Origin of the sequence: Cohnella sp. GCM10020058 (assembly GCF_042683485.1) — a bacterium.
Taxonomy (GTDB): domain Bacteria; phylum Bacillota; class Bacilli; order Paenibacillales; family Paenibacillaceae; genus Cohnella.
In genome coordinates this window covers 505,616-526,801 of record NZ_JBHUJV010000009.1, presented here as the reverse complement: position 1 = coordinate 526,801, position 21,186 = coordinate 505,616, and the positions used below count along the sequence as shown (strand labels likewise).

Sequence of the window (21,186 nt, the reverse complement as noted above, 5' to 3'; positions counted from 1 at the left end):
GCCTGTCGATGGCTCATCCGACATCCTTTCCAATGGGTCCGCGTATCGTCAATGGGCCCGCGTATCGTCGCCCGCGCCGTTCTTTCGCGGCAATGCCTGCAAATATACATCTATTTCCGCCGATGTCGACCCTTTTAAACAGGATAGATGCAAAAGCGCAGTTATTTTACGCCTTCAGCCGGATTTCCGGCTTGCGTATTGCATTTACCTGCACATTTGCAGGAATTTCATCAAGTGTCGCGTGTCGGCTGAAAATACATGTACAAATGCAGGCTTTATAAACCGCCAAACTTTCGAAAGCTCCAGTATGTGGATAGCGCGCTTCATTGTCCGCGAATGCCGCCCCCTATACTGTCTGTTCTTCAAAAAAAGGGATAAAGCAGAATTATCGCTCTGCTTCATCCCTTTTGGCCGGCTATGCTGCTGCGTATCGATTACAGATTGTCGACCGGCGCAACGCCCGTGAACGGAATCTCGCCGAACAACGCGCGTACGAACGCCTCGTGGGAAGCCGGCACGTTGCTGTACGCATTCACGGCGACCGGCGCCATGTCGAAGTAGTCGGCGATGAGGTACGGCGAGCCGAAGGAGGCTACGACTGTCTTATCCCTGCCGGCCGTCAACGCGCTCCAGCAAGCGGAGGCTTCCTCGGCGCTGAAAGCGAGCGGCCCCATCGGATGATGATGCCGCAGGATCGGCGCATAGACGATCAGGTCGACCTCCGGCTCCCGCTCGATCAGATCCTCGTACCAGACGTTGCGGATGAGTTCCGCCTCGACACCTCGCCGCTCGAACGCTTCCTTGAGCGTGATCAGGTCGTCGTAGTCGGCCGTCGACGGACTGATGCCGATGATGAGCGCCTTGCGCACCGCGCTGGACGCCAGCGGCAGCAGGCCGTCCTCGTCTCGGACGAGCGTCAGCGCACCCTCCGCTACGCTTTGCGCCGTGCGCTCCGCGAAGGCGGCGATGTCGGCTTGTTCCAGGCTGACACCCGGTACCTCCACCTCATAAGCAGGCTCGCTCGTTGCGGAAGCTTCGCCGCGCGCCGCGATCGCAGGCGCTTCTTCCTTCGCCGCCAGCACGCCGAACCGACGCTTCATTTGCAGCACGCGCTCCACCGCATCGTCCAGCCGTTCCATCGTCAGCTCGCCCGTCTCCAGCGCTCTTTCCGCCGCCTCGAAGTACGTCAGCTCCGGCCACAGCAGCATGTCCGTCCCTGCGTTCAGCGTGTGCAGGTAAGCCTCGTTGCGCTCGTACCATTTCAGATAGCCGCCCATGATCAGCGCGTCGCTGACGATGGCGCCCTTGAAGCCCATCTGCTGCTTAAGCAGCACATCGCTCAGCTCCGCAGACAGCGTCGCCGGCAGGTAGCGGCTGCCAAGAGCGGTCTGTGACTGGAACGCGGGCAGCGCGATATGCCCCGTCATGATGGACGCGACCCCGTCGTCGACGAGCGCCTGGAACACCGCGCCGTGCTGCGCGAGCCATTCCTCGCGCGACAGCGAATTGACCGTCGTCGACATATGCTGATCGCGATAGTCGACGCCGTCGCCCGGGAAGTGCTTCGCCGTCGCCGCCAACCCGTAATCCTGCATGCCTCGCACGACCGCCTTCAAGAGCGGAATTGCCCAAGCGGGCTTGTCGGAGATCGCCCGGATCGCCGTAATCGGATTAAAGCGGTTGACGTTCAGGTCGGCGACCGGCGAGAACGTCCAGTTCACGCCCGCAAGACCCGCCTCAAGCGCGGTCGCCTTGCCGTAATCGTACGCGAGCTGCTCGCTGCGCGTGGCGCCGAGCGCCATCGGAAACGGCAGCTTCGTGAGGCCGGGAATCATGCTGCCGCAGCCATTTTCCAGATCCGAGGCGAAGATGAGCGGGATGCGGGTCGCCGCCCGATACTGCTCGGTCGCTTCTTTTACCTGCTCGAAGCCGTTGCTTGTCATGACATCCTTGATAATCTCGGCGCCGACAAAAAAGCCGCCAACCGGGTAACGCTCCAAAAAGGCTTCAAGACTGCCGTGCTTTTCAATTTCTTGCGCCCGGCCGGACAGCAGGACGACGGTCTGCCCGATTTTCTCCCTGATGGACAAGTCCGCGAGCCTGACGTCGAGAAGCGCCGAATCGTTGTTCGTAAGCAAGGTACTCTCCCCTTCCAAGCATGCATGCCGGTCGTGCCGGCCTTTGCGCTGTAAGTGCGTTCATCGACCAGTATGGGGTCTTGGGCGGGGCGCGCCTACTGTAAAATATCCAATTTTGTTGCCTGACGGACTGTCCATTTTTAACTTTACTGTACGGAGGCGGACAGGACGAAAAAAAGAAGCGCTCCAGCGTCATGAAAATGACTTGGGGCGCTTCTTCAACTGTCTAATCGGCCAACGCGACGGATTACAGGATGACGCCATCCTTAAAAATGGCGATCTCGCGGAATCCGTTCCGCTCGTTGTTCGTCTGCTTCTCGCCGGAGGCGAGCGAGACGATCTGCGCGAGCAGTTCGTCCCGCAGCGCGTCCATGCTCATGCCCTCGATCAGACGGCCCGCGTTGAAGTCGATCCAGTTTTTCTTGCGGGCCGCGAGCTGCGTGTTGGTGGCGATCTTCACGGTCGGTACCGGGCCGCCGAACGGCGTGCCGCGCCCGGTCGTGAACAGCACGACATGCGCGCCCGCGGCGGACAGGGCGGTGACCGAGACGAGATCGTTGCCCGGCGCCTGCACGAGATTGAGCCCCGGCTTGCGCGAAGGTTCGCCGTACGCCAGCACGTCGGTGACCGTCGCGTGGCCGCCTTTTTGCGTACAGCCGAGCGACTTCTCCTCGAGCGTCGTGATGCCGCCGTCCTTGTTGCCCGGCGACGGATTCTCGTAGATCTCCTGGCCGTGGCGGATAAAATAATCCTTGAAGTCGTTGACGAGCTTCACGATGTCCCCGAAAACGGCCTCGTCGGCCGCACGCTCCATGAGAATCGTCTCCGCGCCGAACATCTCCGGCACCTCGGTCAGCAGCGCCGTGCCGCCGACCGACGTGATGGCGTCGGCCACCCGGCCGACGAGCGGGTTGGCGGTGATGCCGGAGAAACCGTCGGAGCCCCCGCATTTGAGCCCTATGCGGAGCTTGGACAGGGGCACCTCCGTCCGGGTGAAGCGCTCCGCGTAATCGACCAGCTCGCCGATCAGCGACAGCCCCTCTTCCAGCTCGTCTTCGACCTCCTGCGACTTCATAAACTTCACGCGCTCGGGGCTGTAATCGCCGATGACCTTCTTAAAGGCGTCGACCTGGTTGTTCTCGCAGCCGAGGCCGATGACGAGCACGCCGGCCGCGTTGCCGTGACGCACGAGCGCAGCCAGCAGCTTCTGCGTGGCGGTCAGGTCGTCTCCGAGCTGCGAGCAGCCGTACGGATGCGGAAAGTGGAACACGCCGTCGATGCCTCGCCCCTCGAACTGCCGCGACGCCAGACGGGCGAGCGTCTCGCACGTCTTGTTGATGCAGCCGACGGTGTTCACGATCCAGATCTCGTTGCGGATGCCGACTTCGCCGTCGTCGCGTACGTAGCCTTTGAAGGTGGATTGTCCGACGGGAAAGGCAGTCTCCGGGGATGCAGATTGCGCAGCGGTTCCACCGGGCGGATCGCCGGGTGCCGAATCCGCTGCGAACGCGCCGCCTGCTTCTGAGAGCGGCTTATACGTATAATTCAGCACCGCGCCGAGACCCGTCTTGAGATTGTGCGTATGCACCCATTGGCCGGCCGCGATGTCTTCCTTCGCGATGCCGATCGAATAACCGAACTTGTTCACGTGCTGTCCGGCCGCGACCGGCCGGATCAGCAGCTTGTGCCCGCGCGGCACGTCCTGCAGCGCGCGCACCGTGCCCTCGACGCCCGCGCCGTCCGACCAATCTACGGTCTCCCCGGCAGGAATGTCGCGCAGCGCGATCGCCACCTGGTCGCGCGGATTCAGCACGACGGTGTCGCTCGCTGCGACAGCCGCAACGGTTGCCGCTGCCGATCCTGCTGCTTCGGCACCGCCAACGATGCCGGCCGCCGCCTGCGTCCTATCCGTCTCGCTCATGATGCGCTCGCCTCCATTTTCGTCAACGTTCCGGTCAGCGCCGCGCGCAGCCCTTCGATTTCAGCAAGATCCCGTCCCCACCAACCGGTGCGGCCGAGGATGTCCGCCACGAGAGCTTCCATTGCCAGCTCTCCCCGGTCCAGACGCGCCCATAGCCCGGCCAGGTCCGCCAGCGCCGCCGCGTCGTCGCGCAACGCAACGGGCTCGCCGTTCAGCCGGCTGCCCGAGAATCCGCCGTCCCCCGTCTCCCGTGCGCGGTACAGCCGCAGCAGCGAGGCGAACGCCTCCACGATCCGCGGCGGCAGTCCGCCGGTTCGCTCTGTGTATGCTTCAAGCGTCGGCAGCAGCCGCACCTTGAACTTGGACAGGCTGTTCAGCGCGATATCCGACAGCTTGTGCCGGACGTGCGGATTCGCGAAGCGCTCCAGCACCTCGCCCGCGTAGCGGCGCATGTCTTCCTCCGGCAGCGGCACCGACGGCACGATCTCGTTCATGATCGCGTCGCGGATCCATTCGCCGTAAACCGGATGCGTGACCGCCTCGCCGACCGTCTCCAGCCCGTTCAGCAGCCCGACGCTCGCCATCAGCGTGTGCGCGCCGTTCAGGATGCGCACCTTGCGCAACTGATACGGCCGCAGGTCGTCCGTCCACAGCACGTTCAGTCCGGCGCTCGCCAGCGGCAGCCGCGCGTCCAGCGCGGCCTCTCCCTCGATCGCCCACAGATGATACGGCTCCGCCGCATTAAGCAGCCGGTCTTCTGCACCCAGTGCAGCAAAGCGCGCCTCGGCCTCCTCCGCCGGATAACCGGTCACGATCCGGTCGACGAGATTGTTGAGAAAACGGTTGTGCTCGCGGATCCACGCTTTGAACGCCTCCGGCAATCCCCAGTCCTCCGCATGCCGCAGCACGATTTCCCGCAGTTTGTCGCCGTTGTGCTCGACCAGCTCGCATGGGAGCAGCAGCATTCCCTTCGCCGGATCGCCGCCGAACGTCTCGAACCGCCGGTACAGCAGCGCCGTCAGCTTGCCCGGATACGACAGAATCGGCCGCTCCGGCTGCCATTCGGACGCCTGGTAGACCAGCCCTGCCTCTGTCGTGTTGGAGACGACGATCTCGAGCGCCGGCTCTTCCCCCAGCGCCAGGAAACGATTCCACTCCGCGTATGGATCGACTGTCAGCGCGAACACCGAGACCAGGTCCAGCTCGTCGACCGGACGGCCGTCCTGCAGACCCCGAATCCACTGGTAATACAAGCCGTCCTGCTCCCGCAATTCGGCCAGCTTGACCGCGCCCGACGGTCGCGGTTGACAGACGACTACGCTGCCTTCGAACAGCCCCTGCCGATTGCACCGGTCGATCATCCAATCCGCGAAGCCCCGCAGGAAATTGCCTTCCCCGATCTGCAGCACCTTGACCGGATATGCCTTCATCCAGTCGTAACGCGCAACCGCCGCTTCGTTCAGCGTCACCCGGCTCAGACGAGGCAGCGTCGCCAAGTCCTCGGCAGTTGCTGCGTTCGCTGCGTCAGCGCGCTCCGCGCCCGCGCCCCCGCTCATACGCCGCTCTCCGTCCGCGCGATCTCGATGCGGGCGGCGTCGGCGTTGAACCGGAAGTAGGCTTCCGCGTTGCGGTAGCAGACGCCCTCGACAATCTCGCCGAGCAGCTCCGTGTTGGCCGGCACGAGGCCCGACTCGACCCATTCGCCGAGCAGATTGCACAGAATACGGCGGAAATACTCATGCCGCGGATACGACAGGAAGCTGCGGGAATCCGTCAGCATGCCGACGAATCGGCTCAGCAGCCCCATGTTCGCGAGCGACTTCAGCTGCGCGAGCATGCCGTCGATCGTATCGTTGAACCACCAGGCGGAGCCGAGCTGGATTTTGCCGGGAATGCCATCCCCCTGGAAGCTGCCGATAATCGAGGCCAGCACGTCGTTGTCCCCGGCGTTGAGCGAATACAGAATCGTGCGAGGCAGGCCGCCCTGCTTCTCGATCCCGTCGAGCAGCTTGACGAGCGGACCCGCGAGCGCGCCCGCGTTGATCGAATCGAAGCCGGTATCGGGGCCGAGGCGCTCGAACATCGCCGTATTGTTGTTGCGATGCGCATGGATGTGCAGCTGCATCGTCCAGCCGCGCGCGGCATACTGGCGGCCCAGGAACAACAGCGTAAACGTCTTGTACTGCGCCTCTTCGTGAAGGGACACGGCTTCCCCGCGCAGCGCCTTCTCGTAGATCGCCGCGGCCTGCTCCTGCGTCGCTTCCGCATGCATGACGGTATCGATCGCATGGTCGGACAGCAGGCAGCCGGTGTCGTGGAAAAATTGTACGCGCTCACCCAGCGCCTTCAAGAGCATGCCGTAGTCGGACAGCTCATAGCCGCAAGCCTCGCGAAGTCGGCCCAGCCAGGGGAGGAACGTCGCCCGGTTGATCTCCAGCGCCTTGTCAGGACGGAACGACGGGCGCACCTGGAATCCGTGGCGGTCCTCTTCGATCAACTTGCGGTGGTATTCGAGCGTGTCCGCCGGGTCGTCGGTCGTGCAGACGACGCGAACGTTCGAGCCGCGCACGAGGTCCTGCGGCGTGAAGCCGCCTCCGCTGATCTTGGCGTTCGCCTTTTCCCAGATGACCGGCGCGTTCTTCTCGTTGATCAGCTCGTCGATACCGAACAGGCGGCGCAGCTCGAGATGCGACCAATGATAGAGCGGATTGCCGATTGTCATCGGCACGGTTTTCGCATAGGCCAGAAACCGGTCGTAGTCGGAGACGCCGTCGCCCCCGGTGACGTATTGCTCCGGGATGCCGTTCGCGCGCATCGCCCGCCACTTGTAGTGATCCCCGTACAGCCACACCTCGGTCAGGTTCGCGAACGGTTCATTGTCGTAGATTGCCTTGGGATCGAGATGGCAATGGTAATCGATAATCGGCATCGGCGCAGCGAATTGCTCGTAAAGCATCGCGGCCGTATCGGTATTCAGCAGGAAGCGGTCGTCCATGAACGCTCTCACAGGATAATCAACCTCCACATCGTAATATGCAATCGCTTTCCATCCACAGCGTACCGCAAAAAAGGTTGGAAGTCTCCGCGATTTTTGCTTATATTATAAAAAATCAACTTATTTTGCTCGGATGCAGACGATCGAGCTCAGGTTAAAGCGGAAAGGAGAGGCGCGGATGTACGACGAGGCGGACGCTTTGACCTACGGCGACGAAGAATCGGACTTTTACTACCACCGCATACGCCGGACCCGGCCCTTCGAACGGACCAACCACTACCACCGCACGTACGAAATTTATTACCTCGTTTCGGGCGAGCGGCTCTACTTTATTAAAGAAGAAACGCATCATATCGCCGCCGGCTCGCTCGTATTCATCGACAAGCAGCAGGTGCACAAATCCTCGATGAAGGACTCGCACGCGCATGAGCGCGTCGTCATCAACTTCAGCGACGCCTTTCTGGGCATGGAGCGGCTGCCATACTACGACGAGCTGTTCCGCATGTTCCGCGGCGGATCGCGCGTCTTCCGCCTGTCGTCCTACGAGCAGACCGGCGTGCTCGCCCTGCTGAACCGGATGGGCGCCGAAATTGCAGGCCGTCAGCCGGGCTTCGAGACCGGGCTGCGCCTGCTTCTCGCGGAGCTGCTGCTGCTGGCTTCCCGGCTGCCGGATTCCGGCGACGAGGAAGGACAGGCTGCGGCCCATCCGCTTCACAGCAAGATCGCGGACGTCGTCAGACATTTGAATGCGCGCTACTCGGACAACGTGACTTTGCCGGACCTGGCCGCCCGCTTTTACATGAGCCCCTCTCACCTCAGCCGAACCTTCAAGGCGGTGACCGGCTTTACGCTGGTCGGCTATCTGAACCTGATCCGGGTGCGGGAAGCGCAGACGCTGCTGCGCGAAACGAACCGCAAGATCATCGACGTCGCGGCGGCGTGCGGCTTCGAGAGCGTGACGCATTTCGAGCGCACGTTCAAAAAGACGGCCAAGCTGACGCCGATGCAGTACCGCAAGCTGCACGATCGGCCGCATGGCTAGACCCGGACAGCCAAGCCCGCCCGGATTCGTCCCGGCGCCCGGACTAGCCGCAAAGACGCCACCCCGGACGGAGAGGCGCCTGTCGCTCATGCGCTTTGTATTATAATCGGTCTTTTTAATAAAACTTCACGAGCTCGTCGACCTTGACCGCCTGGCCGGTGCGAATCGACTTGTTCGCCGCGATACCCGTCAAAATGGAGCGCGCGCCGTCGACGTGATTCGCCGCGCGATGGTACTCGTCCTCCACCGGGACGCCGAAGATGTCATTCAGCAGCACCGGATCGCCGCCCCCGTGGCCACCCTCGCCCATCTCGAATTCGGCCTTGTACGGCTCGCCGAACATCGGGAACACGAGAATCGTGACGCCTTGCACCGCGCCCTCGAGCGCCTTGTCGCCACCCGAATTAACGTACGACTGCTCGACGATTTTCATCTCGATGCGGCCCTTCGTGCCGTTAAACGCGATCTGATAGCCCTCCCAAGGCAGGTAGGCGTTCAGCGAGTAAGTGAGCTGCGCTTTGTTCTTGTACTTTACGAGCACGCTCATCGTGTCCTCAATCGAGATGCCGTCGCCGAATACGCTCTGGTCGCGCCGATAGCCGTCCTCGGCCTCGGCGTCGAGATACATCGCCTTCAGATGCGGATTGTCGTCGAGCGGCAGGGCGAACGGATCGCCCGCGGCGTTGGGATTGCCCGTCGCGCGTTCGTAGAACTTGGTGACGCCGCGCTTCTCCGCATTTTCGCGGCCGTAGAAGAGCAGGTCGCCCATCGCGAACACGGTGTCCGGCTGCGAACCGATCCAGAAGTTCACCAGGTCGAAGTGGTGCGTCGACTTGTGCACGAGCAGGCCGCCGCTGTTGCGCTTGTCCCTGTGCCAGCGGCGGAAGTAATCCGCGCCGTGCTGCGTGTTCAGCAGCCATTCGAAGTGGATCGAAGTCACGTCGCCGATGACGCCGCTCGCGATCAGCTCGCGTGCCTTCGTGTGGTGGGGGGCGTAGCGGTAGTTGAACGTCACGCGCACGCTCCGTCCCGTCCGTTCGACCGCATCGAGAATTTCCTGGCACTTCTCCTCGTCGACCGTCATCGGCTTCTCGGTGATGACGTCGCAGCCAAGCTCCAGCGCGCGGATAATATACGTATGGTGCGTCCGGTCGACGCTCGTCACGATGACGGCATCCGGCTTTTCGGTCTCGATCATCCGTTCGAATTCATTGCTCTTATAGGTGCGTACCGCCGGATAGTCGTACTTTTCCGTCAGCAGCTTGTTCGCGTAGTCCATGCGGGTCTGGTTGATGTCGCAGAACGCGATCAGCTCGCTCGTCTCCCGGTACGAAGTGGCGATCGCCGAGTAAAAAAACTCCGCTCTCCCTCCTGCGCCTACCAGTACGTATGTCTTTTTTGCCATCTTTGCCATCTCTCCTCGTCTTTAAGGATCTTCTGAGGAAAATGTACCGCAAAATGTGCTTATTCGCTCCGCAATTTATGTTATTATTCTTGAAAACCCGCATTTTTTGTCCTCTGGGAGGCGATTGGCTTGAACTTGAGCAGCACGCTTCGATACGGAGACCCGCACGATCCTTTTTACGTAGAATACAATCGGAGGAAAGGCCATTATTCGATGGTCTCCGACCATATGCACGGACAGCACGAGCTTTATTACCTGCTCGGCGGCGAGAGGTTCTACTTCATTAAGGACCGCGCGTATCAGGTTCAGCCCGGAGACCTTGTCATCATCCCCGGAGACGAGGTCCACAAGACAAGCGATACCGGCGTGCCCAACCACGAGCGCGTCGTGCTCTATTATGACGAACGGTACTTTGCGCAGTTCGGCGAGTCTGAAGCCGCACTGCTGCGCTCGCCGTTCCTTGGCACCCGCCGCTTGCTGCGGCTTGGCGCCCCGGAGCGCCTGCGGATCGAACAGCTGCTGTACGGCATGCTGCGCGAGATTCAGGATCGCCCGCCAGGCAGCGAGCTGCCGATCCGGCATGCGGCTGCGGAGGTGCTGCTGTTCGCGGCCCGGCACGCGCTCGGCGCGGAGGCCGAAGCCGAGGAAGAGTCTTCGCCGACGGCGGCCAAAATGACCGAAGTCGCACGGTATATCGCCGCGAATTTTCGCGAGCCGATCACGCTGGACAAGCTTAGCAGCCGCTTCTACTTGAGCCCAAGCTACCTGAGCCGTACTTTTAAACGGTGCACCGGCTTTGGCATTGCCGAATACGTAGGAATCACGCGGGTCAAAGAGGCGCAGCGGCTGCTCCGGGAGACGGACGCGCGTATTACGGAAGTATCGGAAGAGGCCGGATTCGATAATTTTTCGCATTTCGAAAAGGTGTTTAAAACCTTTACGCGCATGACGCCGCGAAGCTACAGAGCCCAGTTTCGGCGCACGGGCTAATCTTAAGCCGATCGCAAGGGATGTTCTATATCTATCTGCCGGCAGGAAAGCTATAATTGTATGCAGCAGATATCAGCAAGTATATCTACACAGTCTATCATCCCGACGCAAAGGCGGTCTTTATGAATATCACCAAGAAGATTTGGGGCCTTGGCCTCGCGTTTCTGCTCCTTCTCGGGGGCATGACGGCCATCGCTTCCGTCTATACGAGCGGACGAATATTGGGGGTTTCGATCACGCTGGGCGCCCTCGGCCTTGCTGTCGGCGCCTACCTGATCTCCACCGTGCACCGGAGCATCTTCACGGGCATGCGGCGAATAACCCGGATCGTGGACGATATGGCGGCCGGCAGGACGGACGCATCCGTGCACGATGATACGGCCGAAGACGAATTCGGCCAGCTCGCGCGCCGCTTCCGGGAACTGGCGATGTCGCTCCATCATAAGACAGAGCAGGAGCGGCAGCTTCGCGAAGATGCCGAGAACGAGATCTGGATCAACGCCAACGTATCCGAGATGGCGATCCTGCTTCAAGGCTCCGTGCAGGTGCAGGAAGCTTCCCGCATTTTCATGGGCAAGCTGGCCGGCGCGCTGGGCGCAAACTGCGGCGCGTTGTACGTGAAGCGCGACGACGCGCTGCACTTTACCGCGGGTTATGCCTATGACGATTCGGGGGAAGCCCGCAAGCCGATCCCGCTCGGCTCCGGCTTGGTCGGCCAGGCCGCGCTGGACAAGCATCCGATCGTCATGAGCGACCTGCCGGCAGACTATATCAAGATCCGCTCGGCGTTAGGCGAGACGCCCCCCGCCTACCTCGTCCTCGTGCCGATCCGCTACGAGGACGAGACCGTCGGCGTCGTAGAGCTGGCTTCCCTTCACGCCTTTTCCCCGCGCGAACGCCAGTTGATCGACCGGGTATCCGCGAGCATGGGCATTTTGTTCAATACGCTGGCCGATATCGCGCGGATCGACGAACTGCTGCGCCATACCCAGTACCAGAAGGAAGAGCTCGAAGCGCAAACGGAAGAGCTGCTGGCGCAGACCGAGGAGCTGACCGCGCAGACCGAGGAGCTTCGCACCCAGACCGAAGAGCTCGATGCACAAGCCAGGCAAATCAGCGAAGCCAACGAGACGCTGCGCACGGAAATACTGCTGACCGCGCGACAGAAGGAAGAGATCGCTCAGCAGGCCGAGTCCCTCGCCCGGCAAAAGGAGGAGATCGAGCAGCAGGCGGATTCGCTCGCCGACCAGGCGGAGGAGCTTCGAGTTCAGGCGGACGAGCTGCGCGCCTCCAATGAGCAGCTGCAGGAAGAAATGGTGCTTACCGCGCGGCAGAAAGACGAGATCCAGCAGCATGCCGAAGAGATTTTTAGGGCCGCGCAGTACAAATCCGAATTTCTCGCCAACGTCTCTCACGAGCTGCGCACCCCGCTCAATAGCCTCCTGATTCTGTCGCAGATTCTCGCGGAGAACCGGGCGGGCAATCTACAGCCCAAGCAGCTCGAATACGTCCACACGATCTTCTCGGCGGGCAAGGATCTGCTCCGGCTCATCGACGAGATTCTCGACCTGGCCAAGCTCGAAGCCGGCAAGATGGCAGCCGTATTCGAGACGGTACAAGTCCAGGACGTCGTCGACCATGCGTATCGCACGTTCGATCAAGTCGCGCGCGGCAAAGGAATCGAGCTGCGCGTCCGCCTCGATTCGAGGCTGCCGGCTTCTTTCCGGACCGACGGCCACCGGCTGCAGCAGATTCTGGCGAACCTGCTCTCCAACGCCTTCAAGTTTACGGAGAAGGGCCAGGTATCGTTAACGGTTGGCCGGAGCGAGGCGAATCCGGAAGACATTTTCTTCGAGGTAAGAGATACGGGCATCGGCATTCCGAAAGAAAAGCTCGACAGCATCTTTGAAGCGTTCCAGCAGGCAGACGGTACGACCAGCCGCAAGTACGGCGGAACGGGACTCGGTCTCAGCATCTGCCGCCAGCTCGCCTCGCTGCTCGGCGGACGGATCGAAGCCTCGTCGGAACCCGGCAAAGGAAGCGCCTTTACCCTGCTCCTGTCGGAGCAAGCCGCGAAGTCCGTTCCCGAAGCGGACCAGACATCCGAACAAACGGCGGCAACGCCTGCTGCTGCTAAGGAAGCCCCCGCTGCCTCGGCGCCCCGGCCCGAGCCTGCGTCCGTCCCGGAACCGGCGCAGCGACCGGCATTCCACGAGCCTGCGCCGGTCGAATTTAAGGCTTCGCCGCGCCCCGGCGCGGACATTGCCGAGTTTTACGAATCGTTCGTGCCGGACATCTCGATCTCCAACCCGAAGCTGCTTCAGCATGCCGTGATGGACGACGACCGGAACGATCTGCAGCCCGGAGATACGACGCTGCTCATCATCGAGGAAGAAGCGTCGTTCGCGTCCATTCTGCTCGAGCTTGCGCGCAAGCGCGGTTTCAAGGCGATCGTCTCTCTGCAGGGCGACCAGGGGCTCGCGCTCGCTCACGCCTACAAGCCGGACGCGATCGTCGTCGACGCCGACCTCCCCGTCCTCAACGGCTGGGCGATCATCAGCAGGCTCAAGAGCCGGCCCGAGCTGCGTCATATCCCCGTGCACGTCATCTCCACGGCCGACGACAGCAAGCAAGGGCTCTCCATGGGCGCATTGGACTTCTGGAAAAAGCCGACCGATCGCTCGGAGCTTGAAGCCGCGTTCCTGCGGATCGAATCGTACATCCGGCGTCCGGTCAAAAACCTGTTGATCGTCGAGGACAATGCCGCGCTGCGCAGCAGTCTGGTCGCCTTTATCGCGCACCCCGACGTATCCGTGACAGCCGCGGCCTCCGGTAAGGAGGCGCTCGATCAGCTGAACGCCCAGCACTTCGACTGCATGGTGCTCGATCTCGGCCTTGCCGACATCTCCGGCTTCGAGCTGCTGGAGCAGGTCAAGACGAACCGCAAGCTGCAGACGCTGCCGGTCATCATTTACACGGGCCGCGATCTCAGCAAGGAAGAGGAGCTCCGGCTTCGGCACTACGCCGAGAGCATCGTGCTCAAAAACGTACAGTCGATGGAGCGCCTTTACGACGAGACCGCGCTGTATTTGCACCGCAAGCACGAGGACCTGCCGCCGGACAAGCAGCTCCTCATCGAAAAGCTGCATAATCCGGAAGCCGCGTTCGAAGGCAAAAAGATTTTGCTCGTGGACGACGATATGCGCAATATTTATGCGCTATCCAGCGTGCTCGAGGGCTACAATATGGATATCAGCTTCGCGCAGAACGGCAAGGAAGCGCTGCAGCACCTGAGCGTTCATCCGGACGTGGATCTCGTTTTCATGGACATCATGATGCCGGAGATGGACGGTTACGAGACGATGCAGCGCATCCGCCAGATGCCGCAGTTCGAAAACCTGGTCATTATCGCGTTGACCGCCAGAGCGATGGAAGGCGACCGCGTGAAATGCCTTCGCGCCGGCGCTTCGGACTATATCGCCAAGCCGATTAATACGACCCAGCTCGTCACGCTTCTCAAGGCGTGGCTCATCAAATAGACCCGTCGGAAGGAATGACAGCCAGCAATGGGACACCGCGTTCACATCCTTCTTGTCGACGATCGGCCCGATGAGTTCTTGTCCATTCAAGCGATTCTTGCCGATTCGCCGTACAAGCTCGTCTCCGCTTCGTCAGGCGCCGAGGCGCTTAAGTGCCTGCTCAAAAACGACTTCGCGCTCATTATCATGGACGTGCTGATGCCGGACATGAACGGCTTCGAAACGGCCCGGCGCATCAAGACACGCAAAAAGTCGCAGGATATTCCGATCATCTTCCTCACCTCGCTGACGTCGGAGCTGGACAACTACAAGCAAGCGTACTCGGCCGGCGCGATCGACTTTATGACGAAGCCCGTGCATCCGGAGGTGCTGAAGAGCAAGATCGACGGCTTCGTGCGCCTCTATCTGACGCGTCTCGAGCTGGAGCGCCAGACGAAGGAATTAGCCGCCAAAACGCAAGAGCTCGAGGCGAAAACGAGCGAGCTGGAAGCGCAGGCGCAGCAAATGGAGATAGCGAACCGCGAGCTGACGCTAATGAAGGAAACGGCGGAGACGGCCTCCCAGATTAAATCGGGCTTCCTCGCGACGATGAGCCACGAGCTGAGAACGCCGCTGAACGGCATTATCGCGATGTCGGAGCTCCTCATGGAATCCGAGCTTCGTGCATCGGACCGCGACATGGTCGACATTATCCGCACCAGCGGAAATGCGCTGCTCTCGATCATCAGCCACATTCTCGACTTTTCCAAGATCGAGTCCGGCAAAATGGACCTGGAGCTCGCGCCGTTTAACCTGGCAAACTGCATGAAGGAAACGGCGGACCTGTTCATCGCTTTGCTCCGCGAGAAAGGGCTGACGCTGACGACGGAGATCGATCCCGCGATTCCTTCGCTGCTGCTCGGGGATCCCAACCGGCTGCGTCAGGTGCTCAACAACTTGATCGGCAATGCCGTCAAATTCACTTCTACAGGCGGCGTTCGCGTCTATGCACGGCTGCTGCGCCGGCAGGACGCGGAGCTGGAGCTGGAATTCGCCGTGGCGGATACCGGAGCGGGCATCCCGGAAGGGCAATACCACAGGCTGTTCCAGCCGTTCTCCCAGCTCGAAGGAACGCAGGGCGGCAAGAACGGCGGCACGGGACTCGGACTGTCGATCTGCAAGACGCTGGTGGAGCTGATGGGCGGACGAATTTATGCGAAAAAAGACGTATTCCAAGGCGCGGCATTCGTATTTACGATCAAAACGACAGCCGTGGAAGCGGAAGATACCGTCATACAGCCCGCTCTCTCTTGACATTGCAGGCGCTCTGGGTGACGATGAATCAAATAAGTTAACAGCAGTTCAAGGCGCGAAGCACGCGCCCTGCGTCGATCCTGTGTTTTCGTACAGGAAGGCGAAGGGCGCGTTTTTTGCGTTTTCCGGGCGCGCGGCGCCGTTCGGACAATTGCGCGATTATGATATACTGGAGGCAAAACGGTATGAAAAAACGGTTGAATCCGAAAAACGATTACTTGTTCAAGCGTCTGTTCGGCGAGATCGACAGCAAGCCGCTGCTGATCGGGCTGCTTAATGCGGTCCTGCGCAGAAGCGAACGGGACGCGATCGCGGACCTTGTCGTGCTGGACGGCAAGCTGCTCACCAAGCGCCTCGTCGAAGACAAAGAAGGCGTGCTCGACATTCGCTGCGAGACGGCGGAACGGGAGCAGATCAACGTAGAGATGCAGGTGGGCCGGTATCGGCATATGGAGAAGCGGAGCCTGTTTTACATGGGGCGGCTCCTTGCGGATTCGATTCGCGAAGGCGAGGATTACGGCCAGCTCAAAAGAACGATCTGCATCAATATGCTGGACTATTCCTTTCTGCCCCTGGAAGGCTTCCATCGCTCGTTTCATTTATATGAGGATGCCGAGCGGCAATTCAGGCTGACGGACCTGATTGAACTGCACTTTATCGAGTTTCCGAAGTTTCGCTCGGCCCCTTACGCCCTGACGGACCCGCTGCACCGGTGGCTGAGGTTTCTGGACGAACGCACGACTCACGAACAATTGGAGGAGCTGATCGCCATGGACCCGACGATTCGGACGGCCGAGGAACGGCTGAGCCATCTGAGCGAAGACGACATGACCCGCATGCTGTACGAGGCAAGGGAAAAAGCAAACCGGGATCGGATTAGCTTTTTGAAGGATGCGCGGGAGCAGGGTCTGGAGGAAGGCAGGGAATTAGGTGTTGCGCAGGGCAGGGAGCTGGGCATTGAGCAGGGCAAAGTTGCCGTCGCGCTTAATTTATTGAAAGCCGGTACAGACATCGTCACCGTAAGCCGCTTGTCCGAACTGCCCGTAGATCGGATACGGCGTCTGGCTGCACAACTGGAAGAATAGGCAAACAGCGAATAGACGTCGCAGGCATTTGTGGCCTGCGACGTCTATTTCGTTGCGCTTATGCTGCGTTTACTTGGAGATCAAACCCTGCTTCAGCAGGTTCGACGCGATGACGGCTGCCATCTCGCGGGTCACCTTGGCCTTCGGATCGAACGCGGTGCCGGAGGTGCCTTTTAGCAAGCCCTTGTCGTAAACCGCGCGGACCGACGCGAGCGCGTAGCCGGAGATCTGGCCTTGATCGGAGAAGGCGGTCTTCGATCCCGAGCCGTCAAGCTTGAAGGCTCGGGTCAGCACAACCGCCAGATCTTGACGGGAAATGGCCTCGTTCGGCTTGAACGACGTCGCCGTTACGCCGCCGATCAGCCCCTTGGACTTCGCCGTCATGACTGCATCGAAGTACCAAGCACCCGGTGCGACGTCCGCGAACGCCTGCTTGGCACCCGAAGCCGGTGTTTCGCCGAGCAGGCGCAGAATCAGCGCGGCGAACTGCACGCGGGTCAGCTGCTGCTTCGGCGCGAATTTCAGCTCCGTCGTGCTTACGCCTTGCAGCCAGCCGGCCGCGTAAGCTTCGTTCACGGCACCGCTCGCCCAGGAAGAGATATCGGCCGCGTCCGCGAACGAATCGCCGCTTGCCTGGCCTGCGTTCACGGCTGCCGTGCCCGAATACTTAAGCACGAGCGGCGCAGCGCCGGCACGGTATCCCGTCACCGTGTAGGCCAGCTCGCCTGCGGACAAGCCCTTGAAGGTCGCCGTGCCATTCGCGTCCGTCGTAGCTGTCTGCCCGCCGATCGCGACCTGTACGCCGGCCGCCGGTCCCGTTACTTCCTTGTAGCTGCTGTCGTAATAGGTGTACTGCACGTTCACTGCAGTGGAGCCGCCCGCAGCCGCCTTTGCCGTGACGGACTTTACGAGGCCGCTATCCGAGCCCGACAGATACAGGTACAACTCGTCGCCCGCCTGCAGCCGGAATTTCTCAAGCGAGGTGTCGACCGTTGCATAAGCGCCTCCGCGCTTGACCGCGAACAGCCAGTAGACGCTCTGATCGCCTGCAGCGTCTCCGATGGCGGACAAGAACTTGCCGTATTGCGGATCTTCCGTGTAGCCAAGCTTCAGCTTGTTGCGATCGGCGATCTCTACAAGCGCGTCCCACGCATACACCGCTTGCGTAGCGCTCAACGCAGCCAACGGGCCGTTCAGCCCTTCTACGGCGACCCCCGTCGCGACCCATTGGCTGGCAGCGTTGACGTACACGGAACGATGCGATGCGCCGAATATCCCGTAAGCGGCCAACGCGCGCAGCGCCTGCTCGGTGGCGAACGCCTTGTCCGATGCGGTATCGGACAGCTCGTGCTTGAAGCCGCCGTCCGTATTCTTGAACGCCAGCAAGCGCTGGATCAGGTTCGATCCGTTCTTGGCGAACTTCGCGTCCGCCGGATCGATGCCGTAGGCGGCAAGACCGATGATCGTTTGCGCGATCGCCTCGCTATTTTCGTTGGCGAGATTCGTAGACAGCCACGCGACAGCCTTCTCTGCCGCGGCAGCAACCTCGGGGCGGTCCTTGTACTTGCCCAGGGCGCTGAGCGCCATGCCGTACAGATCGGGGACTGTGGAGCCGTCGATGCCGGAGACGACCGCCGCGACCAGATCGCCGCGCGTCCACGCGGTGCCGGCAGGCAGCTCGTAGTTGCCCGAATCAAGCGCAAGCAGCACAAAGATATCGGCGTACACATTGGCGAAGGACGGATAGCTCGCCAGCTTCGCAATCAAGTCGTGGCCGCCGATGCTGCGAGCGTCCAGACCGATCGCGTTCGCGACCAGCGCGAAGCGCGCCAGCGCCGTCGGATCCGGCGAAGCCTTGGTCCACTCGGTCTCAACGCCGGCAGTCAGCTTCGCCGCATAGTCGGCGGGTACGGCTTGTCCCGCGCGCGCGAAGCTGAGGGCCAGCCAATCCGAGGAAACCCCGCCGTTCGCGTTGACATAACCAACGGCGGCCTGGATATCGGATTGGACGTTGACGGAAGCGGCGACCGTCGTCGCGCTTGCGCTCTCGGCGTAGCTCTTGTCCGCAGGCAGCGTAGCCGACAGCCCGGCAACCGCCAGCGATACCGACAGCGCGAGCGATGCCAGCGATTTGAAGCGTTTAAAGCCCAACATGAGTCATTCCCCTTTTCAACAAATAATGATGAGTCCCCTTGCCAACATACCGCCCGTGCTGCAACAAAAAAACCACTCCAAAAACGGGAGTGATTCGAATCACAGCAAGGCACGGCGCAGCAGAATACATCCGCCCAGGGCGGTTTAGCCGGCACAGCCGATCCCGCCGCTCACTCCGCGAAGCAGACGGAATCCATTCGTATCGAGGCAGGTCTCCTGGCTCTGCTTCATCGCGTTTCCGACGCCTTCCCATTCGAATGAACAGTGGCAGTGCTCGGAGCGCTCGGCATATACAGTGGCGGGACCGCGCCGGACTCTCACCGGACTTCCCTATTAAGCGGCATGGCAGCATGCGCGCGCCTGGTACGAGGATATGCAGTTATGACCTAATGATAGCGGGTCGTCCGATCTTTGTCTATGAAAAGGGAAACATACTGTCCTGGACATCTGCCGAGAGGCCGCCAGTTCCGCCCGGGAAAAATTTGCTCCTGGATTGAAGTCTTGACTCGGGCTCTCGTTGTAGCTATTATGGTTACAACAGATGCCAACGCAAACCGTATCATCTTGCGCCGAAATGCGGAGGCTATCGATTACGATTCCCATCAGGAGGTTGAATTCAATGAAATTGCTAGTGACAGGCGCAACGGGCCACCTCGGTTCTCTCATCGTAAGGGCGCTTCTTGACCGCGTTCCCGCGGAGCAAGTCGCCGTCAGCGTTCGCGATCCGCATAAGGCGGCGGCGTTGGCGGAGCAAGGCGTGGACGTTCGGCGCGGCGACTTTGACGACCCCGCTTCGCTCGGGCAAGCCTTCGCGGGCATCGATCGCCTGCTGATCGTCTCGACGGACGGAGACACGGAGACGCGGATTCGCCAGCACGCCAACGCCGTGGAGGCAGCGCGCAGCGCAGGCGTCGGCTTCATCGCCTATACCAGCGCGCCTAACGCCCAAGAGAGCGAGCTCTTCCTGGCGGAAGTGCACCGTGCAACGGAAAACGCGATTCGCGCGGCAGGCATCCCTCACGCCTTTTTGCGCAACAACTGGTATATTGAAAATGAAGCCGGCGCGATCCAGGGCATCGTCGCAGGCGCCCCGCTCGTTACGTCTGCCGGCGACGGCAAAGTTGGCTGGGCTGCACGCGCCGACTATGCGGAAGCCGCTGCGGCTGTACTCGCCGGCTCCGGACACGAGAACAAAGTGTATGAGCTCGGCGGACCGCTTCGTACGTACGCTGAGCTTGCAAGCGTGGCTTCCGAGGCGCTAGGACGCGAAGTTCCGTTGCAGCAGGTCGACGACGATACTTACGCAGCGATCATGAAGAGCGCCGGCGTGCCGGAGTTCGCCCTGCCCATCGTCACCGCGATCCAGCAGGCGATTCGCGCAGGCACGCTCGACGTGGAGAGCGGCGATCTGGAGAAGCTGCTCGGACGTCCGGCGACGCCGCTGGCGAAGACGGTTGCCGAGATTGCAGGCGCACAATAATTATTCGGCCGATAACAGCGCCTCGCGCTCCGTTATCGGCCGTTTCCTTATATTGAAGACGAGATACGTCAGGAAGAAGGCGCCTCCAAGTATAAATGAGCGAGCGCAACGGCCTCGTCCGGATCCATGCTCCAGATGCTGATGCAGGTCACGATCTCTTTTTCGGTTTATTTGTGATAAAGCATCATCTGCCATCTGCCCTTTTGCAGACTCATAAGGATCGCGAGATCCTCGCCGTATTACTCCGCAAGCTCATCCCACAACGCAGCGTAAAGCTTCGTCCCTGCCCGCGTCAGCGGCGTCTCCGAAGTCCGGCTGAGCAATCCGCACGCCATATCGACGGCAGTTCCCGCGATCGGGCGAGAGGCGACGCCATCGCGCGGTTCCTCCGCCAAAATCGTCGGTACGAGAGCTATACCGAGTCCGATCGCGACATACGAAGCGAGCGCGGTGATGCTTCCGATCTCCATCGTCTCCGTCGTCGGCACGGCGGATTCGGCCAACAAAATTTCAAGCTTGCGGCGGTACGGACAAGTCGATGCCGTGACGAGCAGCTTATAGGCGGCAAGCTCCTCCAGTCTGACCTGCGCCTGCGATGCCAATGGATGACCGACAGGCAAGAGCGCGGCGAACGGCTCGCGATACAACTGCTCGAAGTGCAGCCCCTCCGCATGCTCCGGCACAGCGCAGAGCGCCAGGTCGAGCTCCCCTTTGCGCAGTCGCTCGCTCAAGACCGGCGTATTCGATGACTCGACGGAGACTCGAATCTTGGGATAACGTTCTGCGAAGCGCTTCAGCAGCGCCGGCAGCCGGCAGCTGAGGGCGGGCTCCGTTGCGCCAAGCCTGACCTCCCCCGCATCCCCTTCACGCATCTCCGTCAGCGTTCGGCGCAGACGATCCATGTCCTGAAGGATCGGCAGGCTGCGTTCCCTGAGCAATCTGCCTTCCTCAGTCAGCCGAAGTCCCCCCGCACGTTCGAAAAGAAAAACGCCCAGATCCTCCTCCAACCGCTGAATCTGCATCGTCACCGTAGACTGGGCGTAGTTTAGTTCCTCGGCCGCCAGGCGAAAGCTTCCTAGCGCCGCGATCCGGTGAAAAGCGCGAAGCGATTTGGGATCCATGAGACACATCTCCGATCAATTTT

The 21,186-nt window shown here is 61.1% G+C and carries 13 protein-coding genes and 1 riboswitch; of the genes, 6 read left to right on the top strand and 7 right to left on the bottom strand.

Translation table 11 applies throughout. From position 1 onward, the window contains the following. Window positions 1-434: 434 nt before the first annotated feature. The 4 genes from ACFSR7_RS17780 to uxaC form a co-directional block, all read right to left on the bottom strand. Window positions 435-2,138 carry a glycoside hydrolase family 3 protein gene (locus ACFSR7_RS17780; protein WP_378163822.1) on the bottom strand — a complete coding sequence of 568 codons (1,704 nt, stop codon included), beginning with the start codon at window positions 2,136-2,138 and terminating at the stop codon, window positions 435-437. A 247-nt stretch (window positions 2,139-2,385) separates the two neighbouring features. Further along, window positions 2,386-4,059, bottom strand: coding sequence for a UxaA family hydrolase (locus tag ACFSR7_RS17775; RefSeq protein ID WP_378163820.1), 1,674 nt, complete (start codon window positions 4,057-4,059; stop codon window positions 2,386-2,388). Beyond that, a complete protein-coding gene (locus ACFSR7_RS17770) occupies window positions 4,056-5,615 on the bottom strand; it encodes a tagaturonate reductase (protein ID WP_378163818.1) in 1,560 nt (519 codons plus the stop codon). Before ACFSR7_RS17770 ends, ACFSR7_RS17775 begins: the two co-directional genes overlap by 4 nt. After that, the gene (uxaC, locus tag ACFSR7_RS17765) at window positions 5,612-7,066 is read right to left on the bottom strand and encodes a glucuronate isomerase (protein WP_378163816.1); all 1,455 of its coding nucleotides are present in this window, start codon (window positions 7,064-7,066) and stop codon (window positions 5,612-5,614) included. The genes ACFSR7_RS17770 and uxaC overlap by 4 nt, the downstream gene beginning before the upstream one ends. 166 nt (window positions 7,067-7,232) lie before the next feature. Here uxaC and ACFSR7_RS17760 point away from each other — a divergent pair, with 166 nt between their 5' ends. Beyond that, a complete protein-coding gene (locus ACFSR7_RS17760) occupies window positions 7,233-8,096 on the top strand; it encodes a helix-turn-helix domain-containing protein (RefSeq protein ID WP_378163814.1) in 864 nt (287 codons plus the stop codon). 115 nt (window positions 8,097-8,211) lie between these two features. Here ACFSR7_RS17760 and ACFSR7_RS17755 read toward each other — a convergent pair whose 3' ends face one another. Next, window positions 8,212-9,501 (bottom strand): Gfo/Idh/MocA family protein, encoded by a 1,290-nt coding sequence (locus ACFSR7_RS17755; RefSeq protein WP_378163812.1) that lies wholly within the window; start codon window positions 9,499-9,501, stop codon window positions 8,212-8,214. Window positions 9,502-9,630: 129 nt separating this feature from the next. Between ACFSR7_RS17755 and ACFSR7_RS17750 the strand changes: the two genes are divergently transcribed. The 4 genes from ACFSR7_RS17750 to ACFSR7_RS17735 all read left to right on the top strand — a co-directional run bounded on the left by ACFSR7_RS17750 (window position 9,631) and on the right by ACFSR7_RS17735 (window position 16,408). After that, complete coding sequence (locus ACFSR7_RS17750; protein ID WP_378163810.1) at window positions 9,631-10,491, top strand: helix-turn-helix domain-containing protein; 861 nt, start codon at window positions 9,631-9,633, stop codon at window positions 10,489-10,491. A 122-nt stretch (window positions 10,492-10,613) separates the two neighbouring features. Beyond that, window positions 10,614-14,030 (top strand): response regulator, encoded by a 3,417-nt coding sequence (locus tag ACFSR7_RS17745; protein ID WP_378163808.1) that lies wholly within the window; start codon window positions 10,614-10,616, stop codon window positions 14,028-14,030. A gap of 27 nt (window positions 14,031-14,057) precedes the next feature. Beyond that, window positions 14,058-15,323 (top strand): ATP-binding protein, encoded by a 1,266-nt coding sequence (locus ACFSR7_RS17740; RefSeq protein WP_378163807.1) that lies wholly within the window; start codon window positions 14,058-14,060, stop codon window positions 15,321-15,323. A 185-nt stretch (window positions 15,324-15,508) separates the two neighbouring features. Beyond that, window positions 15,509-16,408 carry an Rpn family recombination-promoting nuclease/putative transposase gene (locus ACFSR7_RS17735; RefSeq protein WP_378163805.1) on the top strand — a complete coding sequence of 300 codons (900 nt, stop codon included), beginning with the start codon at window positions 15,509-15,511 and terminating at the stop codon, window positions 16,406-16,408. A 69-nt stretch (window positions 16,409-16,477) separates the two neighbouring features. On the opposite strand, the gene ACFSR7_RS17730 is transcribed toward ACFSR7_RS17735, so the two are convergent. Next, window positions 16,478-18,562 carry an S-layer homology domain-containing protein gene (locus ACFSR7_RS17730; protein ID WP_378163804.1) on the bottom strand — a complete coding sequence of 695 codons (2,085 nt, stop codon included), beginning with the start codon at window positions 18,560-18,562 and terminating at the stop codon, window positions 16,478-16,480. A 189-nt stretch (window positions 18,563-18,751) separates the two neighbouring features. Continuing rightward, a riboswitch (cobalamin riboswitch) is annotated at window positions 18,752-18,940 on the bottom strand. Window positions 18,941-19,181: 241 nt separating this feature from the next. On the opposite strand from ACFSR7_RS17730, the gene ACFSR7_RS17725 reads away from it, so the two are divergent. Beyond that, a complete protein-coding gene (locus ACFSR7_RS17725; RefSeq protein WP_378163802.1) occupies window positions 19,182-20,042 on the top strand; it encodes an SDR family oxidoreductase in 861 nt (286 codons plus the stop codon). 239 nt (window positions 20,043-20,281) lie between these two features. Here ACFSR7_RS17725 and ACFSR7_RS17720 read toward each other — a convergent pair whose 3' ends face one another. Further along, on the bottom strand, window positions 20,282-21,163 hold the full coding sequence (locus ACFSR7_RS17720) for a LysR family transcriptional regulator (RefSeq protein WP_378163800.1): 882 nt from the start codon (window positions 21,161-21,163) through the stop codon (window positions 20,282-20,284). Window positions 21,164-21,186 lie beyond the last annotated feature (23 nt).